Origin of the sequence: Sphingopyxis sp. H050 (assembly GCF_001468265.1) — a bacterium.
GTDB lineage: Bacteria > Pseudomonadota > Alphaproteobacteria > Sphingomonadales > Sphingomonadaceae > Sphingopyxis.
In genome coordinates, this window is record NZ_LNRZ01000002.1 from 251,991 (window position 1) to 275,622 (window position 23,632).

Genomic DNA, 23,632 nt, shown 5'->3' on the forward strand with positions numbered 1-23,632 from the left:
CGGCCCCACCAAGGGCGGCCCGTCGGGGTCGCCTTTTTACTTTTATCGTTCTGGAAAGGTGCCTGACATGTCGATCACGCCGCTGATGCCCGTTTACCCCCGGTGCGGCGTGCGTCCGGTGCGAGGCGAAGGCGCTTATCTGATCGGCGAGCGCGGCGAGCGCTATCTCGACTTCGCGAGCGGCATCGCGGTCAATTTGCTCGGCCATGGCCACCCGCATCTGACCAAGGCGATCGCCGAACAGGCCGCGACGCTGATGCATGTGTCGAACCTCTACGGCAGTCCGCAAGGCGAAGCCTTCGCGCAGCGGCTGGTCGACAATACATTTGCCGACACCGTCTTCTTCACCAACTCGGGCGCCGAGGCGGTCGAGTGCGCGATCAAGACCGCGCGCGCCTATCATTCGAGCGCGGGCAATGCGCAGAAGCACACGCTGATTACCTTCAACAACGCCTTCCACGGCCGCACGCTCGGCACGATTTCGGCGACGAACCAGGAAAAGCTGCGCAAGGGTTTCGATCCGCTGCTGCCGGGCTTCGCCTATGCGCCGTTCGACGATCTCAACGCAGCGCTCGATCTGGTCGATGACAACACCGCGGGCTTCCTGGTCGAACCGGTGCAGGGCGAGGGCGGCATTCGTCCCGCGTCGCAGCCCTTCCTGCAGGGTCTGCGCGACATCTGCAACGAGCGCGATCTGGTGCTGGTGTTCGACGAGGTCCAGTGCGGCGTCGCGCGCACCGGCAGCCTCTATGCCTATGAGCAGTTCGGCGTCGCCCCCGACATCCTCGCGAGCGCGAAGGGTATCGGCGGCGGCTTCCCGATGGGCGCGTGCCTTGCGACCGAAAAGGCCGCGCGCGGGATGGTGATCGGCACGCACGGTTCGACCTATGGCGGCAATCCGCTCGCGATGGCGGCCGGGCAGGCGGTGTTCGACGTGATCCTGGAGGATGGCTTCCTCGATCAGGTCAAGACGACCGGCGAGCGGCTCCGCGGCGCGCTCGAGCAGCTGATTCCGAACTACGATGCTTTGTTCGAAAGCACACGCGGTCTGGGCTTGATGCTGGGCCTCAAGATGAAGAGCGACAGCCGCGCCTTCGTCGCGCATCTGCGCGACAATCACGGGCTGTTGACGGTGGCGGCGGGCGACAATGTCGTGCGCATCCTGCCGCCGCTCAACATCGAGCAGGCGCATATCGACGAATGCATCGAGAAATTGTCGGCAGGCGCGGCGAGCTATACGCCGCCGGAATCCTGATGCTTTCCGTTACCGTGCAGCGGAGGGTCTGATGCGGCACTTCCTCAACCTGTCCGATGCGGGCGGGGATGCGGTCGCGGCGATGCTTGCCGACGCGATCGATCGCAAGGCGGCGCGCGTGGGTTGGCCGAAAGCGAAGCCCGACGCCGACGCGCCGCTCGCCGACCATGTGCTGGCGATGGTGTTCGAAAAGAACTCGACCCGCACGCGCGCTTCGTTCGACATCGCGATCCGCCAGCTCGGCGGCGTGCCGATGATCCTCGACGCCGGGACGACGCAGCTGGGTCGCGGCGAAACGATCGCCGACACCGCACGCGTGCTGTCGCGCTATGCCGACGCGATCATGATCCGCACCGATCATCATGACAAGATCGAGGAGCTCGCCGAATATGCGAGCGTTCCGGTCATCAACGGCCTGACCGACCTGTCGCATCCGTGCCAGATCGTCGCCGACCTGCTGACGATCGTCGAGAGCGGCAAGGCGCTCCCTGGGCTCGAACTCGCGTGGCTCGGCGACGGCAACAATGTGCTCGCGTCGCTCATCGAAGCGGCGGGCCTGTTCGGCTTCAACGTTCGCGCGGGCGTACCGCAGGGCTATGAGCCAGAGGCGCGCTTCGTCGACGCCGCGCGCGCGAAAGGCGCGCGGATCGACATCGTCCGCGATGCGCGCGAAGCGGTCGCGGGCGCCGACTTGGTGGTCACCGACACCTGGGTGTCGATGGGACAGGATCATGCGCACAACAAGCTCGCGGCGATGGCGCCCTATCAGGTCGACGAGCGGCTGATGGGCCAGGCGAAGAGCGACGCGCTGTTCCTCCATTGCCTGCCGGCGCACCGCGGTGAGGAAGTCGTCGACGCCGTGATCGACGGGTCGCAGTCGCGCGTCTGGGACGAGGCGGAAAACCGCGTGCATGCGCAGAAATCGATCCTGTTGTGGGCGCTAGGCAAGTTATGAGCGAGACGATCGAAACCTGGTTCGACCAGCCCTTGGTCTTCACCATCGCCGAGCGCCATGTGCGCGGGCGACTGGTGCGGCTTGGCCCGGTGCTGAATACGATCATGGCGGCGCACAGCTATCCGCCGGTGGCTGAGAAGCTGCTGGCAGAGGCGCTGGTCCTGACCGTATTGCTCGGCTCGACGCTCAAGACCGAAGGCGGTCAGCTGACCCTGCAGGCGCAGACCGGCGGCGGCCCCGTCGAATTGCTCGTTTGCGACTACCGGGCCGGCGAGCTGCGCGGCTACCTGAAGTTCGATGCCGAGCGCCTCGTGGGCGTCGGCCCCGATCCGACGCTCTTCGCGTTGTTCGGCGAAGGTTTCTTGGCGATTACCTTCGACCAGGAAACCACCGGTGAGCGCTACCAGGGGATCGTTCCCCTCGAAGGCTCGTCGATCGGCGATGCCGCCGAACATTATTTCGAGCAGTCCGAGCAGATCCCGAGCCTGATCAGCCTCGCCGCGCGGCCCGATCATGAAGCCGGGTGCGTCGCCGGCGGTCTGCTGCTCCAGCATCTGCCCGAGGGCGAGGTCGGGCGCGACCGCCTGCACGTTCGTCACGATCATCCCGAATGGGAGCATGCGAAGACGATCGCGGCGACGCTGAAGGATGAAGAGCTGACCGATCCGGCCACTTCGCTCGAAACGCTCGCCTGGCGGCTATTTCATGAGGACGAGGTGCGCGTCGAGCCCGGCGCGATTGTTTCGCGCGGATGCCGTTGCAGCGTTGATTATTTCGCGGGCGTGCTCGCGCAATTCCCCGAGGCCGAGCGCGCCGATATGGCCGACGATGGCAAGATCGTCGTCGATTGCGCCTTTTGCTCGCGGTTCTTCCCGATCCCGCTCGAAGAAATTGCCACGCACCATCGCGCCGATTGAGCGCTGCAAGCCGCAGTTGCGGCGATGAAGTGAGCCATTCCAGCGCCAAGCGGTTGAATTCGCGTTCGGCGCTTGCTACCTATGGTCAAACAGGGTCGCAAATTTGCTCGCTTGCGGGCGGCCGATGGATAGGTGGAATGGCGATCTTCTCTCCCGTAACTCGACTGTCGTTGATTGCGTTCGGCTGCGCCGCCGCAAGCGCGGTGCCGGCGCAGGCGCCGACGCTGGCCATGCTCGACCGGCTTGAAAAGGGCAGCTGGCAGCTGCGCGAGCGCGGCAAGGACGGCGTGCTCCAGACCATGTGTCTGGGCGATGCGCGGCGGATGATCCAGATCGAGCATCCGCGGGCGAGTTGCTCGCGTTATATCATCGAAGACACGCCGAGTTCGGTAACCGTGCACTACACCTGTCCGGGCGCGGGCCACGGCCGCACGACGATCCGCAGCGAAACCAACCGGCTGGTCCAGATCGATACGCAGGGCATTGCCGAGGGCCGGCCTTTCTCGCAGGCGATCGAGGCCCGTCGCATGGGCGCCTGCTCCTAACCGGTTGTTAACCATTCTTCGCTAGACGGGAGTCACGACGCACCGATGTGTGTCCTTCTCCCTAACGGCTTTATGCCGAACTGGGCCGTGCAGCCAACGCCGCGCGGCCCGTTTTCTTTGGTGCGGTGCAGCACTTGCGCGCCCGGCGGCACGGGCCTATCTGGCGCCGATGCAGCAAGTTTCCGGAAAAACGGTGATCGTCCTCCTGTCGGGCGGGCTCGACTCGATGGTTTGTGCCGGGCTGGCGCGTGAGGCCGGCGCGCGGATCGTCGCGCTGACGATCGACTATAACCAGCGCCACCGGGTGGAACTGGAGTCCGCGGCGCGGATCGCCGCCACGATCGGCGCGGGCGAACATATCGTCCTGCCGCTCGACCTTCGCCGCTTCGGCGGGTCGGCGCTGACCGACGACATCGACGTGCCGAAGGACGGCGTCGGGCCCGACATTCCCGTCACCTATGTGCCCGCGCGCAACCTGATCTTCCTGTCGTTGACGCTCGGCCTCGCCGAGGCGCGGCAGGCGCGGGACATTGTGATCGGGGTGAACGCGCTCGACTATTCGGGCTATCCCGACTGCCGCCCCGAATTCATCCAGGGCTTCGAGAATTTGGCTGCGCTGGCAACGCGCGACGGGGACAAGGGTGTCGATTTCCATATCCACGCGCCGCTGCAACATATGACCAAGGCCGACATCGCCGCCGAAGCTGCGCGCCTCGGCCTCGATGCCGGGATGAGCTGGTCCTGCTACGATCCGACGCCTGAAGGACTGCATTGCGGCTCCTGCGACAGCTGCCGTCTGCGCAGCAAGGGCTTTGTCGACGCGGGACTGCCCGATCCGACGCACTACGCATGAGCTACGCGGTCAAAGAGATTTTCCTCACGCTGCAAGGCGAGGGCGCGCAGGCGGGCCGCCGCGCGGTGTTCTGCCGATTTGCCGGCTGCAACCTATGGACGGGCCGCGAGCAGGACCGCGCGCAGGCAATCTGCAAATTCTGCGACACCGATTTCGTCGGCACCGACGGGACGCTTGGTGAAAAATACAGGACGGCTGAAGCATTGGCGGCGACGATCGCCGAGAGCTGGGGCTCGGGCGCCGACGACCGCTATGTCGTGCTGACCGGCGGCGAGCCGATGCTGCAGGTGGACGAGGCGCTGATCGACGCGCTCCATGCCGAAGGCTTCACCATCGCGATCGAAAGCAACGGCACGCAAGTCGTGCCGCGCAGCATCGACTGGATCTGCATCAGCCCGAAGGCAGGCAGCGCGTTGATTCAGAAGAGCGGTGACGAACTCAAGCTCGTCTGGCCGCAACCGGGCAGCGATGTCGAGGCGCTCGCCGAACTCGACTTTGCGCATCGTCTGATCCAGCCGCTCGACGATCCGAACGCGGCCGCGAATGTGCAGGCATGCATCGATCTGGTGATGGCCGATCCGCGCTGGCGCCTGTCGCTGCAGACGCACAAAAGCCTCGGGCTGCGCTAGATCACTCGCCTTTCTTGGCGGGCGTGTCGGTCGAGATTTTCGCAGTCAGCGGTGGCGCGGACTCGACCGCCTTCATATCGTCGGCCGCTGCACCTTCGTCGGCCGCATCGGCATTTTCTTCGGACTTCGTGGCTTCCTTCTTGGTGCCATCGTCCGGAACGCTGTTGTCGACCGCTGTACCGTCGCCCGCAGAATCGTCGAGGATGATCATCGAATCGCTGATCGTACCCGGCTGCACCTCGACCGAATCAAGCTTGGTCGTCGATTTTCCCGAAGGTTCGTTGCCGCAGGCTGTCAGGACAAGGAGGGGCAGGGCGATGAGGAATGTCCGCGTCATGGGTCGTTCCTAATCGCTTGGCGAAAGCTTGTCGAGAAAGGCGGGGAGCGTCTGGGCCAGCGCCTTGTCGACATCGGCGAAGCCCGCTGGATTGCCCAGCGCGGCAAGGCTCGTGACAGGAAACTCGGCAATGCCGCAGGGTACGATTCCGGTGAAATGCATCAGGTCGGGATTCACATTCAGCGAAAAGCCGTGAAGCGTTACCCAGCGCTTCACGCGCACGCCGATGGCGCCGATCTTGGCCTCCCGGCCGCTCTGGTCGTCGGTCCAGATGCCGATGCGTCCGTCGGCGCGGCGCGCCTCGACGCCGAGGACGGCGAGCGCGTCGATCACCCAGCCTTCGAGCGCGGAAACATAAGCGCGCACGTCGCGGCCGCGCTTCGAAAGGTCGAGCTGGACATAGCCGAGGCGCTGGCCCGGGCCGTGATAGGTATAGCGCCCGCCGCGCCCCGCATCGAAAACCGGGAAACGTGGGTCGAGCAGTTCGGCGGGATCGGCGCTCGTCCCTGCCGTATAAAGCGGCGGATGCTCGAGCAGCCAGATGCGCTCGTCAGCTTCACCCGCATGGATCGCGGCTGCGCGCGCTTCCATATCGGACAGCGCTGCCTCATAATCGGTCAGGCCGGGCGAGGATTTCCATTCGGGCGCGGGGAGAGCGGGCATTTCGGCGGCTTCCTGCCCGCTTCAACGCTTCGGCGCAAGAGCGCCGGTCGCGGGGTAACAAGGCTGGACTTTGTGATCGAACAAGGTCAGGTTCGCCGCGCCGGGAAAACAACGGGGTATCAATGGCAAAATTCGACATGGGTGCGGCCTGGGAAGACAGCGTCGTACTGCTCAAATCGCACATAGCGCTGACGGGCACGATCGCGGCGGTTTTCCTGTTCCTGCCGGCCCTGGCGGTCGCTTGGTTCGGCCCGACGCCGATCGAGCCGACGAGTACGGCCACTTTCGAACAGGTCATGACGGCCTTCCGCGAATCCGCGCGGCAATCGCTGCCTTATCAGTTGCTGGTCAGTCTTGTCGGCGCCATCGGCGGTATCGGCATTCTTCGTTTGTGGCTCGCCCGGACCGGCACCAGCGTCGGCGATGCGCTCGGCTTTGCGTTGAAGATGGTGCCCACCGTGATCGCGGTCCAGATCCTCATGGCTTTGGCGATCGCATTGATGGCGTTGGTGCTGATCGTACCGGGCGCAGCGGTGGGTGGCGCGTTCGGGGTGCTGCTGGTGGTGATCGGCTTGCTGTTTTTCATCGGTCTTTGCGCTTATTTGTGGGCACGCTTCTCGACGACTTCACCGGTCATCGCCGATCGCACGCTCCATAATCCCATCGCCGCGCTCAAGGAAAGCTGGGCACTGACGCGCGACAATGGCTGGCGCATATTTCTGTTCATCTTCCTGGTGTTCGTGGTGATCTTCATCGCCGCGCTGCTGCTCGGCGGCGCCGCTTATGCCGTTTTCGGCAACACCGAGGGGACGGGGCGGATATTGTCGGGCCTGATCGAGGCGGGGATCGGCGCCTTGGGCAGCCTTGTATCGCTGGCGATCACGGCGGCGACCTATCGCCAACTCGCGGTTCGCGGCGGCACTGACGTTTTCAACTGATGGCCATGGGGTCGCAACCAGCAGATTGAACGAAGAGGAAAGACTGCACGCTTTACAAAAGGGGGAAGGGACATGAGCAAGATGAGCATCGGTGCGGCCTTTTCGGAGACGTTCGCGTTTCTGAAGGCCAATTGGACGCAAATGCTGGGATGGACCGTGGGCGCGGTCGTCGTGCTGGGGCTGCTCGGCTATTTGTTGCTCGGATCGACGTTCACGGCAATGGCGATGTCCGCCGGGGACCCGTCAGCCGTGATGAGCGGTATCGGCAGTATATTCCTGTTCGCGCTTTTCGCTGCCATCCTGCTCTACGCCGTCAGCATGCTGATCTGGCGCGGCGGGCTTCACCCTGGGGAAGCGCCGAATTTCGGCTGGGCCCTACAGGCCGGACCAGCGTTCGCCTTTGGCATGCTGGTCGTTTTTATTGCAGCCTATATCGTCATCATGATCATCATGTTCGTGCTCGTGCTGATCTTTGGCGCAGCTTTTGCCGGGGCGGGCGGCTTTTCGCCGAGCGCGCTGCAGTCGGGCGCCTTGGGCGGCGGCGCGGTCGCCGTGGTGATCCTGTTCTACATCGCCGTTCTGGTCTTCTTCGCGTGGCTCTTTGGCCGCCTGTCGGTCGCCGGGCCCGTGATGGCCGACCGGCTGACGCGCAACCCATTGACGGGTATTACCGAATCGTGGCGGATCACCGCGGCGTCGCAATGGTCGATTGTCGGCTTCTACATTCTGATCGTGATCCTCTCGCTCCTATATGGTTTTGTCGTCGGCATGATCCTCGGCGGCATCCTGGGCGGGATGGCCTCGGGCGGTTCGGCAGTCGGCGCTGTTATCTCGCTGATCGTCGCGGCGCTGGTGGTCTATGTGCCGCAGCTGCTGCTGTCGTTCGCGATCCCGGTGGGCATCTATCGCGCCATCGCGCCGCGCGCTTCGGGCGACGTCTTCGCCTAATCGCGCGATCCTGAAACAAAGAGGGCGCTCCGGGGACGGGGCGCCCTTTTCCTGTCAGCTCCACTTGGCCAGCGGCGGCAGGCTCATCAGGATGGCGTCGATGTTGCCGCCGGTCTTTAGCCCGAAGAGCGTGCCGCGGTCGTAGACCAGGTTGAATTCGGCATAGCGGCCACGCCAGATCAGCTGCTGTTCGCGCTCGGCTTCGGTGAAGGGCAGGGCCATGCGCCGGCGGACGAGCTGCGGGAAGATATCGAGAAAGGCCTCGCCAACCGCCTGCGTGAACCGGAAATTGCGGTCGAACTCGGCATCGTCGCCGCATTCGAGATGGTCGTAGAAGATGCCGCCGACGCCGCGATGGACGCCGCGGTGCGGTATGTAGAAATAATCCTCGGCCCATTTCGCATAGCGTTCATAGACGTCGGGACCATAAGGCGCGCAGGCGGCTCGAAAGCGCGCATGAAAGGCGTCGGTGTCCTCCTGATAGGGGATCGGCGGGTTGAGATCGGCGCCGCCGCCGAACCAGCGTTTGCTTGTCACCAGCAGGCGCGTGTTCATGTGCACCGCGGGGACGTGCGGGTTCGCCATATGCGCGACCAGGCTGATGCCGGTGGCGAAAAAGCTGGGGTCGTCGCCCGCGCCGTGGATCGATTTTGCGAACTCGGGCGCGAACTCGCCGCCGACGGTCGAGACGTTGACGCCGACCTTTTCGAAGACTTGGCCCGTCATGACGCCCCGGACGCCGCCGCCGCCTTCGCCCGGCGCAATGCCCTCGGCCTCGCGGTCCCATGCTGTATAGGCAAAGGCGGCATCGCTTCCCGCTTCGCGTTCGATGGCCTCGAACGCGGCGCAGATGCGGTCGCGGAGCGATTCGAACCAGCTGCGTGCGGCTTGCTGCTGCGGGTCGAGCGGGATCATGCGGGAAAGCCTTTCGTTTGGCGGAGCGCTTCGGCGAGCGCGATGCCAGCCGCGACCGCGACATTCAAGGATCGAAAGCCGGGCTGCATCGGAATCGCGACCCGCGCGGCGACGGTCTCGTGGACGTGGTGCGGCACACCGGCGCTCTCCGACCCGAAGAGCAGCACATCGTCCCGATCAAAATCGAAGGCGGGCAGGGGCGTCGCGGCCGCGGTCGTCAGCAGCACGATCCGCTGACCGCCGATCTGCGACCATTGCCGGAAGGCGTCCCAGCCCGGATGACGGCGCACATTGGCGCGTACCGCATAGTCCATTCCCGCGCGCTTCAGCGCCGCATCGCCGAACGGGAAACCGCAGGGCTCGATGATGTGCGCCGGCGCGCCGAAGCAGGCGGCGGTGCGCAGGATCGTGCCGACGTTCCCCGCGATGTCGGGTTGAAACAGGGCGATTTCCATGCGCTCGCCATAAAGAGGATGTGGCGGAGAATCGAGAGGCTTGGCGGGCATGCTACAGCCGGGCGAAGGAAGCGGAAATTGCCTGTTGGCAAGCCCGGACAGTGCGGCTATCAGGCCCGCAATTCCCGGAGGGGCCGCCGGGCTGCGCCACTATTCGTGCGCGCAATCGGGGCGGGTCACTCCTTCGAGAACTATTGTCAATTCACCCATGCAAGGGCAGTCGAATGGCCAGTGAAACCGATACTACCGCCGGCATCGAAGATGGCGTGCGGCGCCGGGACTTCATCAACATCGCAGCAGTGAGTTTTGCCGGTGTCGGTGCGGCCGCGGTGGTCCTCCCGCTGGTCAACCAGATGAACCCGTCGGCCGACGTCCTCGCGCTGTCGACCACCGAGATCGACATTTCGGCGATCCAGCCGGGCCAGGCGATCAAGACCAGCTGGCGCAAGCAGCCGGTCTTCATCCGCAACCTCGTCGCCAAGGAAATCGCCGAGGCCAAGGCCGTTCCGCTCGGCGACCTGCGCGATCCCGAAACGATCGACCAGCGCACCAAGCCCGGCAAGGAAAACTGGCTGATCACGCTCGGCGTCTGCACCCATCTGGGCTGCGTGCCGCTCGGCGCGGCCGAAGGCGAGAACAAGGGTGATTTTGGCGGCTATTTCTGTCCGTGCCACGGTTCGCACTACGACACCGCGGCGCGCATCCGCAAGGGTCCGGCGCCCAAGAACCTGGTCGTGCCGCCCTATGAATTCAACAGCGACACCGTCGTGACGATCGGCTGAGGAGCGAGATAAGATGAGCTTTCCCTGGGCCAAGAACTACGAGCCGCAGCATCCGCTGATGAAATATTTCGACGAGAAGCTGCCGCTGCCGCGTCTCGTCTATAATGCCATCGGCGCCGGCTATCCGGTTCCGCGCAACCTCAATTATTTCTGGAACTTCGGCGTCCTGGCGGGCGCCGCGCTCGTCATCCAGATCATCACCGGCATCGTGCTGGCGATGCATTATGCGGCGAATGCGGGTGTCGCCTTCAATTCGGTCGAGCATATCATGCGCGACGTGAACGCCGGCTGGTTCATCCGCTACGCGCATATGAACGGCGCGAGCATGTTCTTCATCGTCGTCTATCTGCACATCTTCCGCGGCCTCTATTACGGGTCGTACAAGGCGCCGCGCGAGATGGTGTGGCTGCTCGGCGTCGTGATCTTCCTGTTGATGATGGCGACCGCCTTCATGGGCTACGTCCTGCCGTGGGGCCAGATGAGCTTCTGGGGCGCGCAGGTGATCACCGGTTTCTTCTCGGCAATCCCGATCGTCGGCGAGCCGGTGCGCGAATGGCTGCTCGGCGGCTTCGTTCCCGACAACGCCACGCTCAACCGCTTCTTCTCGCTGCACTATCTGCTGCCGTTCGTGATCGCGGGTGTCATCATCCTGCACATCTGGGCGCTGCACATTCCGGGATCGAACAACCCCACCGGCATCGAGGTGAAGGACGAACAGGACACCGTCCCGTTCCACCCCTATTACACCGCGAAGGACGGGTTCGGGCTTGGCGTCTTCCTGCTTGTATTCGTGGCGCTGACTTTCTTCAGCCCGAACACGCTCGGTCACGCTGACAACTATATCCCGGCGAACGCGCTTTCGACGCCGGCGCATATCGTGCCCGAATGGTATTTCCTGCCCTTCTACGCGATTCTCAAGGCCTTCACCTTCAACTTCCTGTGGATCGACGCGAAGCTGTGGGGCGTCATCGCGATGTTCGCATCGATCGCGCTGCTGTTCTTCCTGCCATGGCTCGACAGTTCGCCGGTGAAGTCGTCGAGCTATCGCCCGCTGTACCGCATCTTCTTCTGGATTCTCGTCGCCGACGTGTTCCTGCTGGGGTGGTGCGGCATGCAGCCTGCGGAGCAGCCTTGGGTGATCCTCAGCCAGCTGGGGGCGATCTATTACTTCGCTCACTTCCTGGTGATCCTGCCGATCGTGTCGCGGATCGAACGTCCGCTGCCGCTGCCAAACTCGATCACCGAGGCGGTTCTCGCCAAGCATGCCGACAAACCGTCGGACGCCACGGCCTGAGCGCCGGACTTTAATAGGAGCTGATACAGCCATGGTTCGCCCGCTCGGTTTTCTCGTCGGCCTCGGTTTCATTACTGCGCTGGTGCTCGCGATCCTCACGACGCCGCTCAGCAATGAAGAGAATGTCGCCCATTCGTTTCACAAGCATCCGCGTCACCTGAAGCTCGCCAGCGACGGCCTGTTTCCGCACTGGGACAAGGCCCAGCTGCAGCGCGGGATGCAGGTGTACAAGGAGGTCTGCTCGGCCTGTCACAGCCTGCACCTCGTCGCCTTCCGCGACATTGCGGACCTCGGCTATACCGAGGGGCAGATCAAGACCTTCGCGAAGGGCTTCCAGGTGCCGTCAATCAACCCCGATACGGGTGAACCGGCGACGCGCGACGGCCTGCCTTCCGACTATTTCCCGTCGCCCTATGCGAACGAAGTCGCGGCGCGTGCGGCAAACAACAATGCGCTGCCGCCCGATCTGTCGCTGATCACCAAGGCGCGCGAAGGCGGCAAGGACTATGTCTATTCGTTGCTGACCGGCTTCCAGAATCCGCCAGCCAACCTGCCGAAGGAGCTGCAGCCGGGGACGGGGCTTCACTACAACCCCTATTTCGCGAACCTCAACCTCGCGATGGCGCCGCCGCTCAAGGATGGTCAGGTGACCTTTGCCGACGGCAAGCCTTCGACGGTCAAGCAGATGTCCGCCGACGTCACGGCCTTCCTGGTGTGGACCGCCGAGCCGAAGCTGGTGAAGCGCGTGCAGGTGGGCTGGGCGGTGTTCCTGTTCCTGCTGATCTTCACCGGCCTGACCTATCTGTCGTACCGGAACATCTGGGCCGACAAGAAGCATTGAGGCTGTAGGGGAGGGCGATTGCCTGGATGATCGCCCTCCCGCCTCGACCGGATCTCGACCTTGCGTCGCTCGTCCGCACCATCCCGGACTTTCCCAAGCCGGGCATCCAGTTTCGCGACATCACGACGCTGATCGGCGATGCCGGGGGCTTTTCGGAAAGCGTGCGCCGGCTCGCCGAACGCGCCGCGGCGCATCACCCCGATTATATCGTCGCTGTCGAAGCGCGCGGCTTCCTGTTCGGCGCGGCGATGGCGACCGCGATGGGCGTCGGGCTGGTCCCCGTGCGCAAGGCCGGCAAGCTGCCCGGCGTCACCATCGGCGTCGACTATGAACTCGAATATGGCGTCGACCGCCTCGAACTGCACGAAGGCGCGGTGACCACGGGCCACCGCGTCGTGCTCGTCGACGATCTGTTGGCGACGGGCGGCACGATTCTCGCCGCTGCGCAGTTGATGCGTAATGTCGGCGCCGAAGTGGCTGCAGCGCTGTTCGTCATCGATTTGCCCGACCTCGGCGGCTCGCAGCGGCTCGCGGCGGCGGGTCTGGTTTGCGAGACGCTGATCGCCTTCGACGGCGATTAGGTCTTCAAGGCAACCGCCAAAGAACGCGCAAAGAAAAAGCCCGCGCCCGAAGACGCGGGCCGTTCGCCCCTTTTATCCGCCGGGCCTTAGAAGGGGACCCAGTTCTGCTTCTTGCGGAACTTCATATAGCCGACGTTCGCGCCCAGCCGCGCACCGACGCCGACACGGATCGGGATCAGCACGACATCGCCGCGGCGCAGGTAGGAGGCGTTGAAGCCGCCGACCAGATAGGCCGCGCCCTCGCCCGCCGGATAGCGCTTGTAGAGATCGTTGCTGTCGAAGAGGTTATAGACGAGCACGAAGGTGTTGGCGGCATTGGCGCCCGCGTCGAAGCCGACCGACGGCCCGGTCCAATAGGCCGGCATCTCACCCTCGATCTTGTGGAAGAGCGTTCCCGAGCCATAGCGGACGCCGAGCACCAGCGCACCGCCCGCTTCGCGTCCGACGATGTAAGCGTTGGGCTCGCCCTGCTTCTTGAGGATATCCTCGATCAGTCCGGCAAGGCCCTGGGCGCCCTTGCCGAAAACGCCTTCCGCGGCGCCGATCAGATCGTCCTTCTTGTAGGTCGAGCCGGCAGGCGCGGCTGTCGCGGCCGTTTCGGGCGCGGTGGTCGTGCCCGTATCGGGGGTTGTCGCATATTGCTGGTCGCCGGTCGCGAGATCGCTGTCGAGCGACGGGTCGCTGTAGGTTGGCGGGGGAGGCGGCGTCTCGGCACGCGGATTGTCGAGATCGGCATCGATGGCGGTGTTGGGATCGACCGACGTCATTTGCGCGCTCGCAGCGACCGGCGACAGCATCAGGCCGAACGACGCCAAAGCCGTCACGGCGAAAGTGGTGAGCGTCTTACGCATAATTCCCCCAAATCGGCGGGCGCAAGGTGCGCCGCGCGGGTTGATCATGACTCCTATGGTGAATCGCAGGCAATGAATGGGCGATGACTTGAGTCGATTTTGCGCCAGACCGAATCATTTTTGCTGCAAGCCGCGCAATCGAACATCAAAAAAGGACAATGTTTGGCGTTGCGGGGTGCGAAACGCATGGCTATAGCGACCCGCCTAGGCCAGCCTGCCGTTAGCGCGGTAGACCATGCGGAGACGTGGGTGAGTGGCTGAAACCAACGGTTTGCTAAACCGTCGTACTGGTAAATCCGGTACCGAGGGTTCGAATCCCTCCGTCTCCGCCACCTTCTTCCTTCGACTGTAAATCTGCCACGACCGACGCCGCGGCCCGCTGGCGCAATGTGTCACAAATGCTGCCTTTTTTATTGTAATTGCGAATCGTTCTCGATAATGGCGAGCAATCCTTTAAGATTGACGCTCTCCCTATGCACGCACCCCACACAAAGCGACCGGCGACGAAAAAGAGCCGCAAGGCCTTCTGGCTGAAGCAGCTGCACATGTGGCACTGGATGAGCTCGGCGATCAGCCTGATCGGGCTGCTGCTGTTCGCGATCACCGGCTTCACGCTCAATCATGCCGCCGACATCGAAGGGTCGCCCGTCGTCACCGAAAAGGCCGCGCAAATGCCGGGCGCGGTGCTTGGCCAGCTCGACGCTGGTCCATCCGGCGGGAAGGGCGCCTTGCCGAAACCCGTCGCGACGTGGGTCGAGGAGAATTTCCCCGTCAAGGCCTCGGGCGCGGCCGAATGGTCGGCGGACGAAGTCTATCTGCCTGCGCCGCGTCCCGGCGGCGACGGCTGGATCGCGATCGACCGCGCCAGCGGCGAGGTGACGAGCGAAATCACCGATCGCGGCTGGATCTCCTATCTGAACGACCTTCACAAGGGTCGCAACTCGGGCGGCGAATGGAGCCTGTTCATCGACGTCTTTGCCTTCGCCTGCCTCGTCTTTGCGGCCACCGGCCTGGTGCTGCTCTGGCTGCACGCGGCCAAGCGCAGGAGTACTTGGCCGCTCGTCGGCGCCGGGCTCGCCATTCCCGCCGCCATCGCCATCATCTTCATCCACTAGGGAGACCGCCGCCATGTCCATGCCTTATCGCGTCCTGCTGTCTGTCGGCACCGGCGTGTTCGCCGCAGTGCCGGCTGCACTGGCGGCGCCTGCCACGATGGACGTCACCGTCACCATTCCGCAGCTGAAAGTCGCCGAATATCACAAGCCCTATGTGGCGATCTGGGTCGAGAAGGCCGGCGCGCCCGCCAAGACCGTTGCTGTCTGGTACGACCATGACATGAAGGCCAATGAGGGCACCAAGTGGCTGCGCGACGTGCGGCAATGGTGGCGCGCCTCGGGCCGCTCGCTGAAATTCCCGGCGAATGGCATCACCGGCGCGACGCGTGCGCCGGGCCCACAGAAAATCTCGTTCACCCGCGCGCAACTCGGCGCCACCGCGCCGGGCGACTATGTACTTGTCATCGAGGCGGCGCGCGAGGTGGGCGGCCGCGAATTGCTGCGCATTCCCTTCACCTGGCCGGCGAAGGCGGGTGCGGGCGGGCGCGCCGCGGGCAAGACTGAGCTGGGGGCCGTTTCGGTTTCCTTCCGCTAACGGCCAGAAAGGGCAGGAAGATGAAGAAGCGATTTTTGGGTTTCGCGGCTGTTGCCGCGCTCTCGGTCCTCGCCGTATCGCCGGCGAGCGCGCATCGTCAGTGGATGATGCCGTCGTCGACCGTCCTTTCGGGCGATGATGTCTGGGTGACGGTCGACGCCGCGGTGTCGAACGACCTCTTCTATTTCGAGCATCAGCCGCTGCGTCTAGACGGAATGAAGGCGTGGGCGCCCGACGGCACCGAAGTGCCGATCGAGAACAAGGCGACCGGTCGCTATCGCAGCACCTTCGACGTTCATCTGACGCAGCAGGGCACCTATCGCATCGCCTCGATCGCCGACGCGCTGATGGGTAGCTATGATCTGAACGGCAAGACCGAGCGCTTGCCGCGCGGTACGACCGCCGCCAATCTGGCCGAACGCATTCCCGCCGGTGCGACCAATGTGAAGACGGCCGAAGCGAACAATCGCAACGAGCTGTTCGTAACGGTCGGTGAGCCGACGACCACCCTGTTCAAGCCGACCGGCAAGGGGATCGAGCTGGTTCCTGTCACGCACCCGAACGATCTGGTCGCGGGCGAAGCGGCGACCTTTCAATTCCTGCTAGACGGCAAGCCCGCCGCCGACCTGCCCGTCACGATCATTCCGGGGGGCATCCGTTACCGCGACCAGCTCGGTCAGATGGACCTGAAGACCGGCGCCGACGGCAAGGTCGAGGTGACATGGCCCGAGCCCGGACTATATTGGGTGAACGTCACGACGCCGCAGCCGGGTGGTGGCGAGGAAGGCGCGCCGCCGCCGATCGCGCGCCGCGCGAGCTATGTCACGACGCTGGAAGTGCTGGCGCCCTGACCGATCGCATCCTGATCCCCCGCGCGCTGACTCCTGCTGCATTCGCGGCACGGGACGGCGCAGGCGCCATCCGGCGCTTCGCCGGCGAAAGCATGGGGACGAGCTGGTCGCTGCAGGCGGTATCGCCGCCGGCAGAGGCGCCGGCCTGCGTAGAAGCGGCGCTCGACCGCGTCGTCGCGCAGATGAGCCAGTGGGAGGCGGATTCCGACCTCTCGCGTTTCAATCGCGCGCCGGCGGGCGAGTGGCGTGCCATTCCGACCGAGTTCGCCGATGTCGTGGCCGCAGCGCTCGACATCGCGCAGGCGAGCGGCGGGGCGTTCGACCCGGCGCTTGGGGCGATCACCGAACGTTGGGGTTTTGGCGCTTCGCCGGCTGGCGCCCCGGTTGAATGCGGGGATCGGGCGGGTCGAACTATCGAATTCTCACCCGATCCGCCGCGCATTCGCCGCAGCGAAGGGGCCGCGCTCGACCTCTCGGGTATCGCCAAAGGCTATGGCGTCGACCTTGCCGCGGACATGCTGCTTGCGTCTGGCGTCCGGCATTTCCTGATCGAGGTCGGCGGCGAACTGCGCGGCGAGGGCGTCCAGCCCGACGGCCAGCCCTGGTGGGTCGACGTCGAAATGCCGCCCAGCTCGTCGGTTGCCCCCTATCGCGTCGCGCTGCACGATTTGTCGATCGCGACGTCGGGCAATTACCGGCGGCGCGTCACGATCGACGGCAAACATTATTCGCACAGCTTCGACCCGCGCACGGCGCGCCCGATCGCGCACGGTGTATCGTCGGCGACGGTGCTGCATCGCCGGTGCATGATGGCCGACGGATGGGCTACGGCGCTGACCGTCCTCGGCGCGGAACAGGCGATGGCGGTTGCCGACGCGCAGGGCTTGGCCGCATGCCTGATCGCGGGGAATCGCGAATATTTGTCGCGCGAATGGCGCGCGATGCTGGATTAGCTGTCGGCCCAGCGGCGCAGCAGATTGTGATAGACGCCCGTCAGGCGCACGACGGTCGCGTCGCCCTGACCTAGCGCCATCGCGGCCCCTTGGACGCCCATGTCGAGGTCGAAGAGCAGATTGCGCTGCCCCTGATCGCGCACCATCGACTGGATCCACATGAAGCTCGCCACCCGCGTCCCCGCGGTCACCGGCTCGACCCGATGCACGGTGGTCGAGGGGTAGAGCAGCATATGGCCGGCGGGCAGCTTGAGTCCCGGCGCTTCCGTAAAGCCCTCGACGACAAGGCCGCCGCCGTCATAGCTGTCGGGGTCGGCAAGGAAGAGCGTTGCCGAAAGATCGGCGCGCATTCGGAAATCGCTGCCGCGGCGCATCCGGATCGCGTTGTCGATATGATCGCCGAATGTGTCGCCGCCCGAATAGCGGTTGAAAAAGGGGGGGTAGATTTTGAGCGGCAGCGCGGCCGCAATGAACAGCGGCGTGCGGCCGAGCGCATCCAGCACGATGCGCCCGGCGTCGGCCGCCGCTTCACCGAATTCGGGAAGCTGCTGGTTGCGCTTGGCCATCGCCGCCTGCGGTCCGGAGGTCTCGTTGCCGTCGATCCAGTCGGCGGCGTCGAGGATAGCGCGGAGCTTGGCGACGCCTGCGGCGTCGAGCACGTCGGGGATGATGCGGATCATGGGCCGCTTCTAGGCTGAAAAGGGCGGGAACGGCAATCGCCGCGCCCGCCGCTTCGGATCAGAAGTTGTAGAACAGGCTGAACACCGCCGAACGCGAGTCGCCGGGGGTCGCCCAGCCGCCGCTGACGGCGCCCGTCGTCGCGTTCACATTGTTGCGGACGCCGGTGTAATAATCCTCGTTCGTGAAGTTGGTCACGTTGAGCTGCGCCACCAGGCCGTTCTTGAAATCGTACGACACGAAGGCGCGGTGGATCAGATAGTCGTCGACGATGAACTGGGTGCGCTGCAGCAGATTGCGCTGGTTCGTCGCGAACTTGCCCTGATAGGTCAGGCCGTAGCCGACCTGAAGTCCGAACGGAAAGGCGTAGGTGGTGAAGAGGCTGCCCGAATGCTTCGGGGTCTGGATCAGCCGGTCGCCCGCCTGCGGATCGACGATCGCGGCGCTGTTTCCGCAGCCGGTTGCGCCCGGCGTGCGAAGACAGAAGTCCGAGACGCTCTGCCGCACTTCGCTGTCGAGATAGGTGTAGTTGGCGAAAATCGCCCATTCGGGCGTCACATTGCCGGTGATGCCCAGCGCGACGCCGTCGACGCGCGATTCGCCGTCGAGAACCTGCAGCGAATTGGGCTGCGCCGGATCATTCGAGGGTGTGCGGAAATTGCTGCGTTCGTTGCGGAACAGCGCTGCGGTCAGCAGCAGCTTCTTGCCGAGAAGCTCGGCCTTTGCACCGACCTCATAGGTGCGTGCCTTCTCGGGCGCGACGGCGCACGGGTCGGCCGCACCGGCGGCCGGGATCACGCCGCAGCCGAGGCGCACGGTCGCCGACGACGGCGTCTTGGCATTGCCATAGGCGGCATAGAGGCTGACATTCTCGATCGGGTGGAACACCGCGCCGAAACGGTAGGAGAAGAGGTTCTCGTCGCTGATCTGCGGCGCCTGCTGCGCGGGCGTCAGCGCCGTCGTGCCCGGCGGGACCACGAGCAGCGGGATGTTGCGGAAGCGCGCGCGGTTGCTTTCGTAACGGACACCCGCATTCAGCTCGAACATGCTTCCCAGTTCGAGCGTGTCGAACGCATAGATGGCCTTGTTGTGGCTGTAGCCCTTGGACCGCGCGGTGACGGTCAGATTGATCGGGCCGGTATAAGTGGTGTCGGGGTTGAACAAGCTGATTGGCGGCAGGGTGACGGCCGATCCGTTGGGGTTGCGCGCCAGCGACGCGGTCGTGATCTCATAATCCTCGCGGCTGAACGATGCGCCGACGACCAGCGTATTCCGCGTGCCCCCGGCCTCACCCATGGTGACGGTCAGGTCGGTCTGATTGTGGATCAGGTCGTTGACCTGATCGCGGACCAGCCCGCGCGGACCCGATGGCAGATACTGGCCGGGCGCGAGACCCGCCGGGCAGGCGATGCCGACCGTCGAGTTCGGCCCCGATCCCACCGGCTGGAGACCGTTCGCCAGGCAGAAGGTGCCCTGCGGCGCGCTCGTCTGGCTATACGCGCCGACGCGCTGCCAGCGGGTCAGGTTGCGGATCGACACATTCTCGCTGAACGCATGGCGGAAGGTCGCGGTGAGGCGGTCGACCTTGGTCTTCTGCTCGTCGAGATTCACGATGCCGAAATAGTCGCTGTCGTCGACGCCGGGCAGCGGGCCGTTGTTGACCGTGCTCAGGAAGAAGGGAACGCCATAGATCGGCGTATTGTCGTCGTCCTGATGAATATAGGCGAGGGTCAGGCTGGTGTCGCTTTCGACGCCGATCGTGATCGACGGCGCGATGCCCCAGCGCCGGTAGGATTCGACGTCGCGGCCCGGTACGTCATTCTCGTGGTACATGGCGTTGAGGCGCACCGCGATCAGGTCGCTCACGCGCCAGTTGCTGTCGACCGAGGCACGGTAATAATTGTCGGTGCCTACCGCGGCCTGCACCGTGCTGGCGTCGCGGCCGAAGGGGATCTTGCTGACCAGGTTGATCGTCCCGCCGACGCTGCCCGATCCGTTGAAGACCGAGTTCGCGCCGTTGTAGACCTCGATCTGCTGCAGGTTGAAGGGGTCGGTGCGGCTGTATTGGGCGCTGTCGCGGATCCCGTCGAGGGTGAGGTCGTTGTTCGCCGAATAGCCGCGCAGATTGATCGAGTCGCCATAACCGCCGCCGCCTTCGCCCGCGCCGAAGGTGATGCCGGGAATGGTCGTCAGCGCGTCGCGCAGGGTGAGGAGATTCTGCTGACGAAGCTGCTCTTGCGAGATCACCGTGATCGTCTGCGGCGTATCGACGATCGGCGCGGTCGATTTGGGCGATTCCACCTCGGTCGCGAGCGTGCCGGTAACGACGATGTCGCTGCGGCTGCCGGGCGCATCTTGCGCTGCGTCGGTTTCGGCGGCGAGCGCCGGGGCGCTGATCAGGCTGCCGACGCAAGAGAGCGCGAGGAACGAGGTGGACGAAGTTTTCACGAGTAACCCCTTTTTGGTTTGGTTGCCCGTGCCGCTATTGAGAGTCGTTCGCAGAGTCAACAGATATTGATAATCGTTCGCGATATTGTCGCAAATTATGGCGATGTCGAATGTGGCGCCGCGGCGTTCAGTTGCGCCGTTCGAGCCACCAATTCTGGCGCCAGCCATATTGGCTGGGGACTGGCCGCCCTGCCGCGTCGGTGGCGGGCTTGAAACGGAAGCGCTCCTCGATCAGCCGGCATGTCGTGGCATCGAGCGAGGCATCGCCGCTGGACCGCGATACGCGGCATCCGGACACGCGCCCTGTGGCTTCGATCCTGAAGCGCACCTCGACCTCGCCCCCGATCCGGGCACGGCTGGCGTCGCGAGGGTAGTCGCGGTCCCGGATCGCGCCGCTCCGCCAGACGGCCTTCGTGCCGCCGCCGGTTCCGTTTCCGGCCCCGCCGGCCCCCGTGCCGTCGCCGCGTCCTCCCGCTCCCGATCCGGGGCCCAAGGTCGGCGTCGCGCCGGCCGAGGCGTCGCTTCCTAGTCCGGGTTTCGGTGCGGCGGGCAGGGGCAGCGGTTTCGGCGGCGGAATTTTGGGCTTTGGGGCCGCGACGGGCGACGCCTTGGCGTGCTTGTTCGCGGCCGACGCCTTTCCGCTGGCCTGCTCATCTGCTCTTTCCTTGGGTGCGGGCTTCTCTTGCGGCGGCGGCGGAGCGGGCAGGGCGATCGCTTCGATCGCCTCGCTAACGCTGCGGACGACCCTCAGGTCGAGTCCGTTGACGAGGCCAAGCCCGACCCCGAGTGCGGCGAACGCAGCGGCCGAGCCCGCCAAACCACGCTCGCGCGTCGACAATTGCCCCGAATAAACCATGCGTTCGTCCCCGGCGCGCGCGTGTCACGCGCTTCGTTCGCCAGTTTAAAGGAAATCCTCTAACGTGGACATGAACCGGTCGAACTGATCGTGGTGCAGCCAGTGGCCCGCGTTTTCGAACTCGATGATCTTTGCGGTATTGAAATGGACCGCCCGGCCGTCCTCTTCGGGGTTCGAAGCCCAACTATTCGCGCCATAGAGCAACAGCGTCGGACAGGTGATCGCGCGCCAAAGCGCCTCGATATCCTCTTGCGGCAGGTCGACCGTCGGCCAGACGTTCAGATAATTGTCGAACTTCCAGCTCCAGCTGCCGTCTTCGTTACGGTTGATGCCGTGGATCGTCAGGTGTCGCGCCTGTTCCGGCGTGAGATAGCTGTTCTCCGCGGCCATGCGCGCCAGCGCATCGTCGAGCGTGGCATAGCGCTTCGGTTGGCGCCCCGCCGCCTGCCGCTTGTCGTCGATCCATTTGCGGAAGCGCTCGGCGAAGGGCGTTTCGGCCCGCTGAGTCAGAACCTTCGGCGAAGGCCCGAGACCCTCGATCGCGACGAGCGCTTTCACATTCTCCGGATAAAGGCCGGTGTAACGCAGCGAGATGTTGCCGCCCATCGAATGCGCGACGATCGTCACCGGCGCCAGGTCGAGCTGGTGGATCAGCTGCGCCAGATCATAGACGAACGCGCCCATCTCGTAATTGCCGTCGGGCGCCCAGGCGCTATCGCCGTGACCCCGCAGGTCGGGCGCAATGACGTGATAGCGGTCGGCCAGTTTCTCCGCGACCCAGTCCCAGCTGCGGCAATGATCGCGCCCGCCATGGACTAGCAAAAGCGGCGGTGCGCCTTCATTGCCCCAATCGGCATAGTGGAGCTTCAACCGCTGCGAGATGAAGCTGTGCGAGGTGGGGCCGCTTGCCATTATTCTGTCCTTGCTGTCTGATCGGGTTTCAAAAGGCGACCGAATGGCATCCGTCAAGCCCGGTCGCGGCCATCATGGGAAAGGACGAAGGCGCATGACGACGTTTCGGGACAATCTGCTCGCGGGAAAGACGGCCTTTGTCGCAGGCGGCACTAGCGGCATCAACTTGGGGATCGCGAAACGCTTTGCCGAGCTCGGCGCGAAAGTCGCGGTCGCGGGACGCGATCCGGAGAAAGCCCAGCGCGCCGCCGCGGAGATCGGCTCGAGTGCGTTGGGCCTGTCGGGCGACGTCCGCGACTATGCCGCGATTCGTGGTGTGATGGAGACGGTCGCCGACAGACTGGGGCCGATGGACATCGTGATCTCGGGCGCCGCGGGCAATTTTTTGGCGCCGGTGCTCGGCATGTCGGCCAACGCCTTTCGCACCGTGGTCGACATCGATCTCAACGGCACCTTCAACGTCTTTCGCGGTTGCCATGACCTGCTCAATCGCCCCGGCGCGTCGCTGATCGCGGTCACGGCGGGGCAGGCGATCAACGCCTCCGCGCTGCAGGCGCACGCCTGCGCGGCGAAAGCGGGGATCAACCAGCTGATCCGGGTGCTCGCGCTCGAATGGGGGCCCGAAGTGCGGGTAAATGGCATCTCACCGGGTCCGATCGCCGATACCGAAGGCATGAAGCGCCTCGCGCCCGACGCCGAGACCCGGCAGGCCCACTATGACCGCATCGCAATGAAGCGCTGGGGCAAGATCGAGGAGGTCGCCGAATCGGCGGTTTTTCTTTGCTCGCCGGCCGCCGCTTACATTACCGGGACAATCCTCGATTGCGACGGCGGCAGCCAGATCGGCGACGCTTCGCGCGGCGACCTCGCGCGGGGGATGGCCTGAACGCAAAAACGCCGCCAACCCACTGGGTCGGCGGCGTTTTTAATGGTGGGCGTGGCAAGGATTGAACTTGCGACCCCTGCGATGTCAACACAGTGCTCTACCACTGAGCTACACGCCCATCCCTTGGGGTGACGCGCCCCCTAATCCGCTCCGCGCGGCTTGGCAAGCCCTTCGCGCGAAGATGCGTCGTTATTGTTGGCTCGACCGGTCGGCGCGCCCGAACATGGTATCGACCTCGCGGACAAGATCCTTGAGATGGAACGGCTTCGACAGCAGCTTGGCCTGCGGGACATTTTCCTCGGCACGCAGCGACACGGCGGCAAAGCCGGTGATGAACATCACCTGCGTCTGCGGCGCAGCTTTGGCTGTATGTTGGGCGAGCTCGATTCCGTCCATCTCGGGCATCACGATGTCGGAAAGCAGCAGGTCGAAGGTTCCCGAATCGATATAGGGGACCGCCGCCGTGCCGCGGTCGACCGCGGTCACATGATAGCCGGCGCTGGTCAGCGCCCGCGCCAGATACTCGCGCATCACGTCGTCGTCTTCCGCGAGCAAAATGCGAATCATGCTGAAATACGCCCCTTGGTCCCTCGCTGCGCCGGTTCCGGCGGCGCCGCTCTTATATGGTAAAGCCGCCAT

The 23,632-nt window shown here is 64.7% G+C and carries 27 protein-coding genes and 2 tRNA genes; 18 read left to right on the plus strand and 11 right to left on the minus strand.

Annotation, left to right across the window (positions count from 1 at the left end):
* Positions 1-67 precede the first annotated feature (67 nt).
* The 6 genes from ATE67_RS04310 (at position 68) to queE (ending at position 5,154) form a co-directional block, all read left to right on the plus strand.
* A complete protein-coding gene (locus ATE67_RS04310; protein ID WP_058815407.1) occupies positions 68-1,255 on the plus strand; it encodes an aspartate aminotransferase family protein in 1,188 nt (395 codons plus the stop codon).
* A 28-nt stretch (positions 1,256-1,283) separates the two neighbouring features.
* Positions 1,284-2,210, plus strand: coding sequence for an ornithine carbamoyltransferase (gene argF, locus ATE67_RS04315; RefSeq protein WP_058815835.1), 927 nt, complete (start codon positions 1,284-1,286; stop codon positions 2,208-2,210).
* Positions 2,207-3,127, plus strand: a complete 921-nt coding sequence (gene hslO / locus ATE67_RS04320; RefSeq protein ID WP_058815408.1) for an Hsp33 family molecular chaperone HslO — start codon at positions 2,207-2,209, stop codon at positions 3,125-3,127. Before argF ends, hslO begins: the two co-directional genes overlap by 4 nt.
* A gap of 137 nt (positions 3,128-3,264) precedes the next feature.
* A complete protein-coding gene (locus ATE67_RS04325; RefSeq protein WP_058815409.1) occupies positions 3,265-3,672 on the plus strand; it encodes a DUF3617 domain-containing protein in 408 nt (135 codons plus the stop codon).
* Positions 3,673-3,841: 169 nt separating this feature from the next.
* Positions 3,842-4,525 carry a 7-cyano-7-deazaguanine synthase QueC gene (queC, locus tag ATE67_RS04330; protein ID WP_058815410.1) on the plus strand — a complete coding sequence of 228 codons (684 nt, stop codon included), beginning with the start codon at positions 3,842-3,844 and terminating at the stop codon, positions 4,523-4,525.
* A complete protein-coding gene (gene queE / locus ATE67_RS04335; protein WP_058815411.1) occupies positions 4,522-5,154 on the plus strand; it encodes a 7-carboxy-7-deazaguanine synthase in 633 nt (210 codons plus the stop codon). Before queC ends, queE begins: the two co-directional genes overlap by 4 nt.
* 1 nt (position 5,155) lies before the next feature.
* On the opposite strand, the gene ATE67_RS04340 is transcribed toward queE, so the two are convergent.
* Both ATE67_RS04340 and lipB read right to left on the minus strand, forming a co-directional pair.
* Positions 5,156-5,491 (minus strand): hypothetical protein, encoded by a 336-nt coding sequence (locus tag ATE67_RS04340; RefSeq protein ID WP_058815412.1) that lies wholly within the window; start codon positions 5,489-5,491, stop codon positions 5,156-5,158.
* 9 nt (positions 5,492-5,500) lie between these two features.
* Positions 5,501-6,154, minus strand: coding sequence for a lipoyl(octanoyl) transferase LipB (lipB, locus tag ATE67_RS04345; protein WP_058815413.1), 654 nt, complete (start codon positions 6,152-6,154; stop codon positions 5,501-5,503).
* Positions 6,155-6,276: 122 nt separating this feature from the next.
* Between lipB and ATE67_RS04350 the strand changes: the two genes are divergently transcribed.
* Both ATE67_RS04350 and ATE67_RS04355 read left to right on the plus strand, forming a co-directional pair.
* The gene (locus tag ATE67_RS04350; RefSeq protein ID WP_058815414.1) at positions 6,277-7,092 is read left to right on the plus strand and encodes a hypothetical protein; all 816 of its coding nucleotides are present in this window, start codon (positions 6,277-6,279) and stop codon (positions 7,090-7,092) included.
* Between the two features lie 72 nt (positions 7,093-7,164).
* Positions 7,165-8,040, plus strand: a complete 876-nt coding sequence (locus ATE67_RS04355; protein WP_058815415.1) for a hypothetical protein — start codon at positions 7,165-7,167, stop codon at positions 8,038-8,040.
* A gap of 54 nt (positions 8,041-8,094) precedes the next feature.
* Here the strand turns inward: ATE67_RS04355 and hemF are convergent, their stop codons facing one another.
* Positions 8,095-8,955: an oxygen-dependent coproporphyrinogen oxidase gene (gene hemF, locus ATE67_RS04360; protein ID WP_058815416.1), complete on the minus strand. Its 861-nt coding sequence runs from the start codon at positions 8,953-8,955 to the stop codon at positions 8,095-8,097.
* Positions 8,952-9,410 carry a tRNA (cytidine(34)-2'-O)-methyltransferase gene (locus ATE67_RS04365; RefSeq protein ID WP_058815417.1) on the minus strand — a complete coding sequence of 153 codons (459 nt, stop codon included), beginning with the start codon at positions 9,408-9,410 and terminating at the stop codon, positions 8,952-8,954. Before ATE67_RS04365 ends, hemF begins: the two co-directional genes overlap by 4 nt.
* A gap of 224 nt (positions 9,411-9,634) precedes the next feature.
* Between ATE67_RS04365 and petA the strand changes: the two genes are divergently transcribed.
* Genes petA through ATE67_RS04385 form a run of 4 tightly spaced genes read left to right on the plus strand, consistent with a single transcriptional unit; the run spans position 9,635 to position 12,908 of the window.
* On the plus strand, positions 9,635-10,192 hold the full coding sequence (gene petA / locus ATE67_RS04370; protein WP_058815418.1) for a ubiquinol-cytochrome c reductase iron-sulfur subunit: 558 nt from the start codon (positions 9,635-9,637) through the stop codon (positions 10,190-10,192).
* 13 nt (positions 10,193-10,205) lie between these two features.
* Positions 10,206-11,486 (plus strand): cytochrome b, encoded by a 1,281-nt coding sequence (locus ATE67_RS04375; RefSeq protein WP_058815419.1) that lies wholly within the window; start codon positions 10,206-10,208, stop codon positions 11,484-11,486.
* Between the two features lie 31 nt (positions 11,487-11,517).
* Positions 11,518-12,327, plus strand: coding sequence for a cytochrome c1 (locus ATE67_RS04380; protein ID WP_058815420.1), 810 nt, complete (start codon positions 11,518-11,520; stop codon positions 12,325-12,327).
* Positions 12,328-12,353: 26 nt separating this feature from the next.
* Positions 12,354-12,908, plus strand: coding sequence for an adenine phosphoribosyltransferase (locus ATE67_RS04385; RefSeq protein ID WP_058815421.1), 555 nt, complete (start codon positions 12,354-12,356; stop codon positions 12,906-12,908).
* An 86-nt stretch (positions 12,909-12,994) separates the two neighbouring features.
* On the opposite strand, the gene ATE67_RS04390 is transcribed toward ATE67_RS04385, so the two are convergent.
* Complete coding sequence (locus ATE67_RS04390; protein WP_058815422.1) at positions 12,995-13,759, minus strand: DUF1134 domain-containing protein; 765 nt, start codon at positions 13,757-13,759, stop codon at positions 12,995-12,997.
* A 239-nt stretch (positions 13,760-13,998) separates the two neighbouring features.
* Here ATE67_RS04390 and ATE67_RS04395 point away from each other — a divergent pair.
* From ATE67_RS04395 to ATE67_RS04415, 5 genes are all read left to right on the plus strand, one after another.
* Positions 13,999-14,091, plus strand: a tRNA-Ser gene (locus ATE67_RS04395).
* A gap of 141 nt (positions 14,092-14,232) precedes the next feature.
* Complete coding sequence (locus tag ATE67_RS04400) at positions 14,233-14,874, plus strand: PepSY-associated TM helix domain-containing protein (protein ID WP_058815423.1); 642 nt, start codon at positions 14,233-14,235, stop codon at positions 14,872-14,874.
* A gap of 13 nt (positions 14,875-14,887) precedes the next feature.
* Positions 14,888-15,409, plus strand: coding sequence for a DUF2271 domain-containing protein (locus ATE67_RS04405; protein ID WP_058815424.1), 522 nt, complete (start codon positions 14,888-14,890; stop codon positions 15,407-15,409).
* A 20-nt stretch (positions 15,410-15,429) separates the two neighbouring features.
* A complete protein-coding gene (locus ATE67_RS04410; RefSeq protein ID WP_058815425.1) occupies positions 15,430-16,260 on the plus strand; it encodes a DUF4198 domain-containing protein in 831 nt (276 codons plus the stop codon).
* A 92-nt stretch (positions 16,261-16,352) separates the two neighbouring features.
* Positions 16,353-17,213, plus strand: coding sequence for an FAD:protein FMN transferase (locus tag ATE67_RS04415; protein ID WP_058815426.1), 861 nt, complete (start codon positions 16,353-16,355; stop codon positions 17,211-17,213).
* Here the strand turns inward: ATE67_RS04415 and ATE67_RS04420 are convergent.
* The 4 genes from ATE67_RS04420 to ATE67_RS04435 form a co-directional block, all read right to left on the minus strand.
* Positions 17,210-17,893, minus strand: a complete 684-nt coding sequence (locus ATE67_RS04420) for a Fe2+-dependent dioxygenase (protein WP_058815427.1) — start codon at positions 17,891-17,893, stop codon at positions 17,210-17,212. The genes ATE67_RS04415 and ATE67_RS04420 overlap by 4 nt on opposite strands.
* Positions 17,894-17,951: 58 nt before the next feature.
* The gene (locus ATE67_RS04425; protein WP_058815836.1) at positions 17,952-20,339 is read right to left on the minus strand and encodes a TonB-dependent receptor; all 2,388 of its coding nucleotides are present in this window, start codon (positions 20,337-20,339) and stop codon (positions 17,952-17,954) included.
* Between the two features lie 127 nt (positions 20,340-20,466).
* Positions 20,467-21,195 carry an energy transducer TonB gene (locus ATE67_RS04430; RefSeq protein WP_058815428.1) on the minus strand — a complete coding sequence of 243 codons (729 nt, stop codon included), beginning with the start codon at positions 21,193-21,195 and terminating at the stop codon, positions 20,467-20,469.
* A 45-nt stretch (positions 21,196-21,240) separates the two neighbouring features.
* A complete protein-coding gene (locus ATE67_RS04435; protein ID WP_058815429.1) occupies positions 21,241-22,107 on the minus strand; it encodes an alpha/beta fold hydrolase in 867 nt (288 codons plus the stop codon).
* A gap of 94 nt (positions 22,108-22,201) precedes the next feature.
* Between ATE67_RS04435 and ATE67_RS04440 the strand changes: the two genes are divergently transcribed.
* Positions 22,202-22,993 (plus strand): SDR family oxidoreductase, encoded by a 792-nt coding sequence (locus ATE67_RS04440; protein ID WP_058815430.1) that lies wholly within the window; start codon positions 22,202-22,204, stop codon positions 22,991-22,993.
* A gap of 43 nt (positions 22,994-23,036) precedes the next feature.
* Here the strand turns inward: ATE67_RS04440 and ATE67_RS04445 are convergent.
* A tRNA-Val gene (locus tag ATE67_RS04445) sits at positions 23,037-23,111 on the minus strand.
* A 71-nt stretch (positions 23,112-23,182) separates the two neighbouring features.
* Positions 23,183-23,560: a cell cycle two-component system response regulator CpdR gene (gene cpdR / locus ATE67_RS04450; RefSeq protein ID WP_058815431.1), complete on the minus strand. Its 378-nt coding sequence runs from the start codon at positions 23,558-23,560 to the stop codon at positions 23,183-23,185.
* Positions 23,561-23,632: the final 72 nt, after the last annotated feature.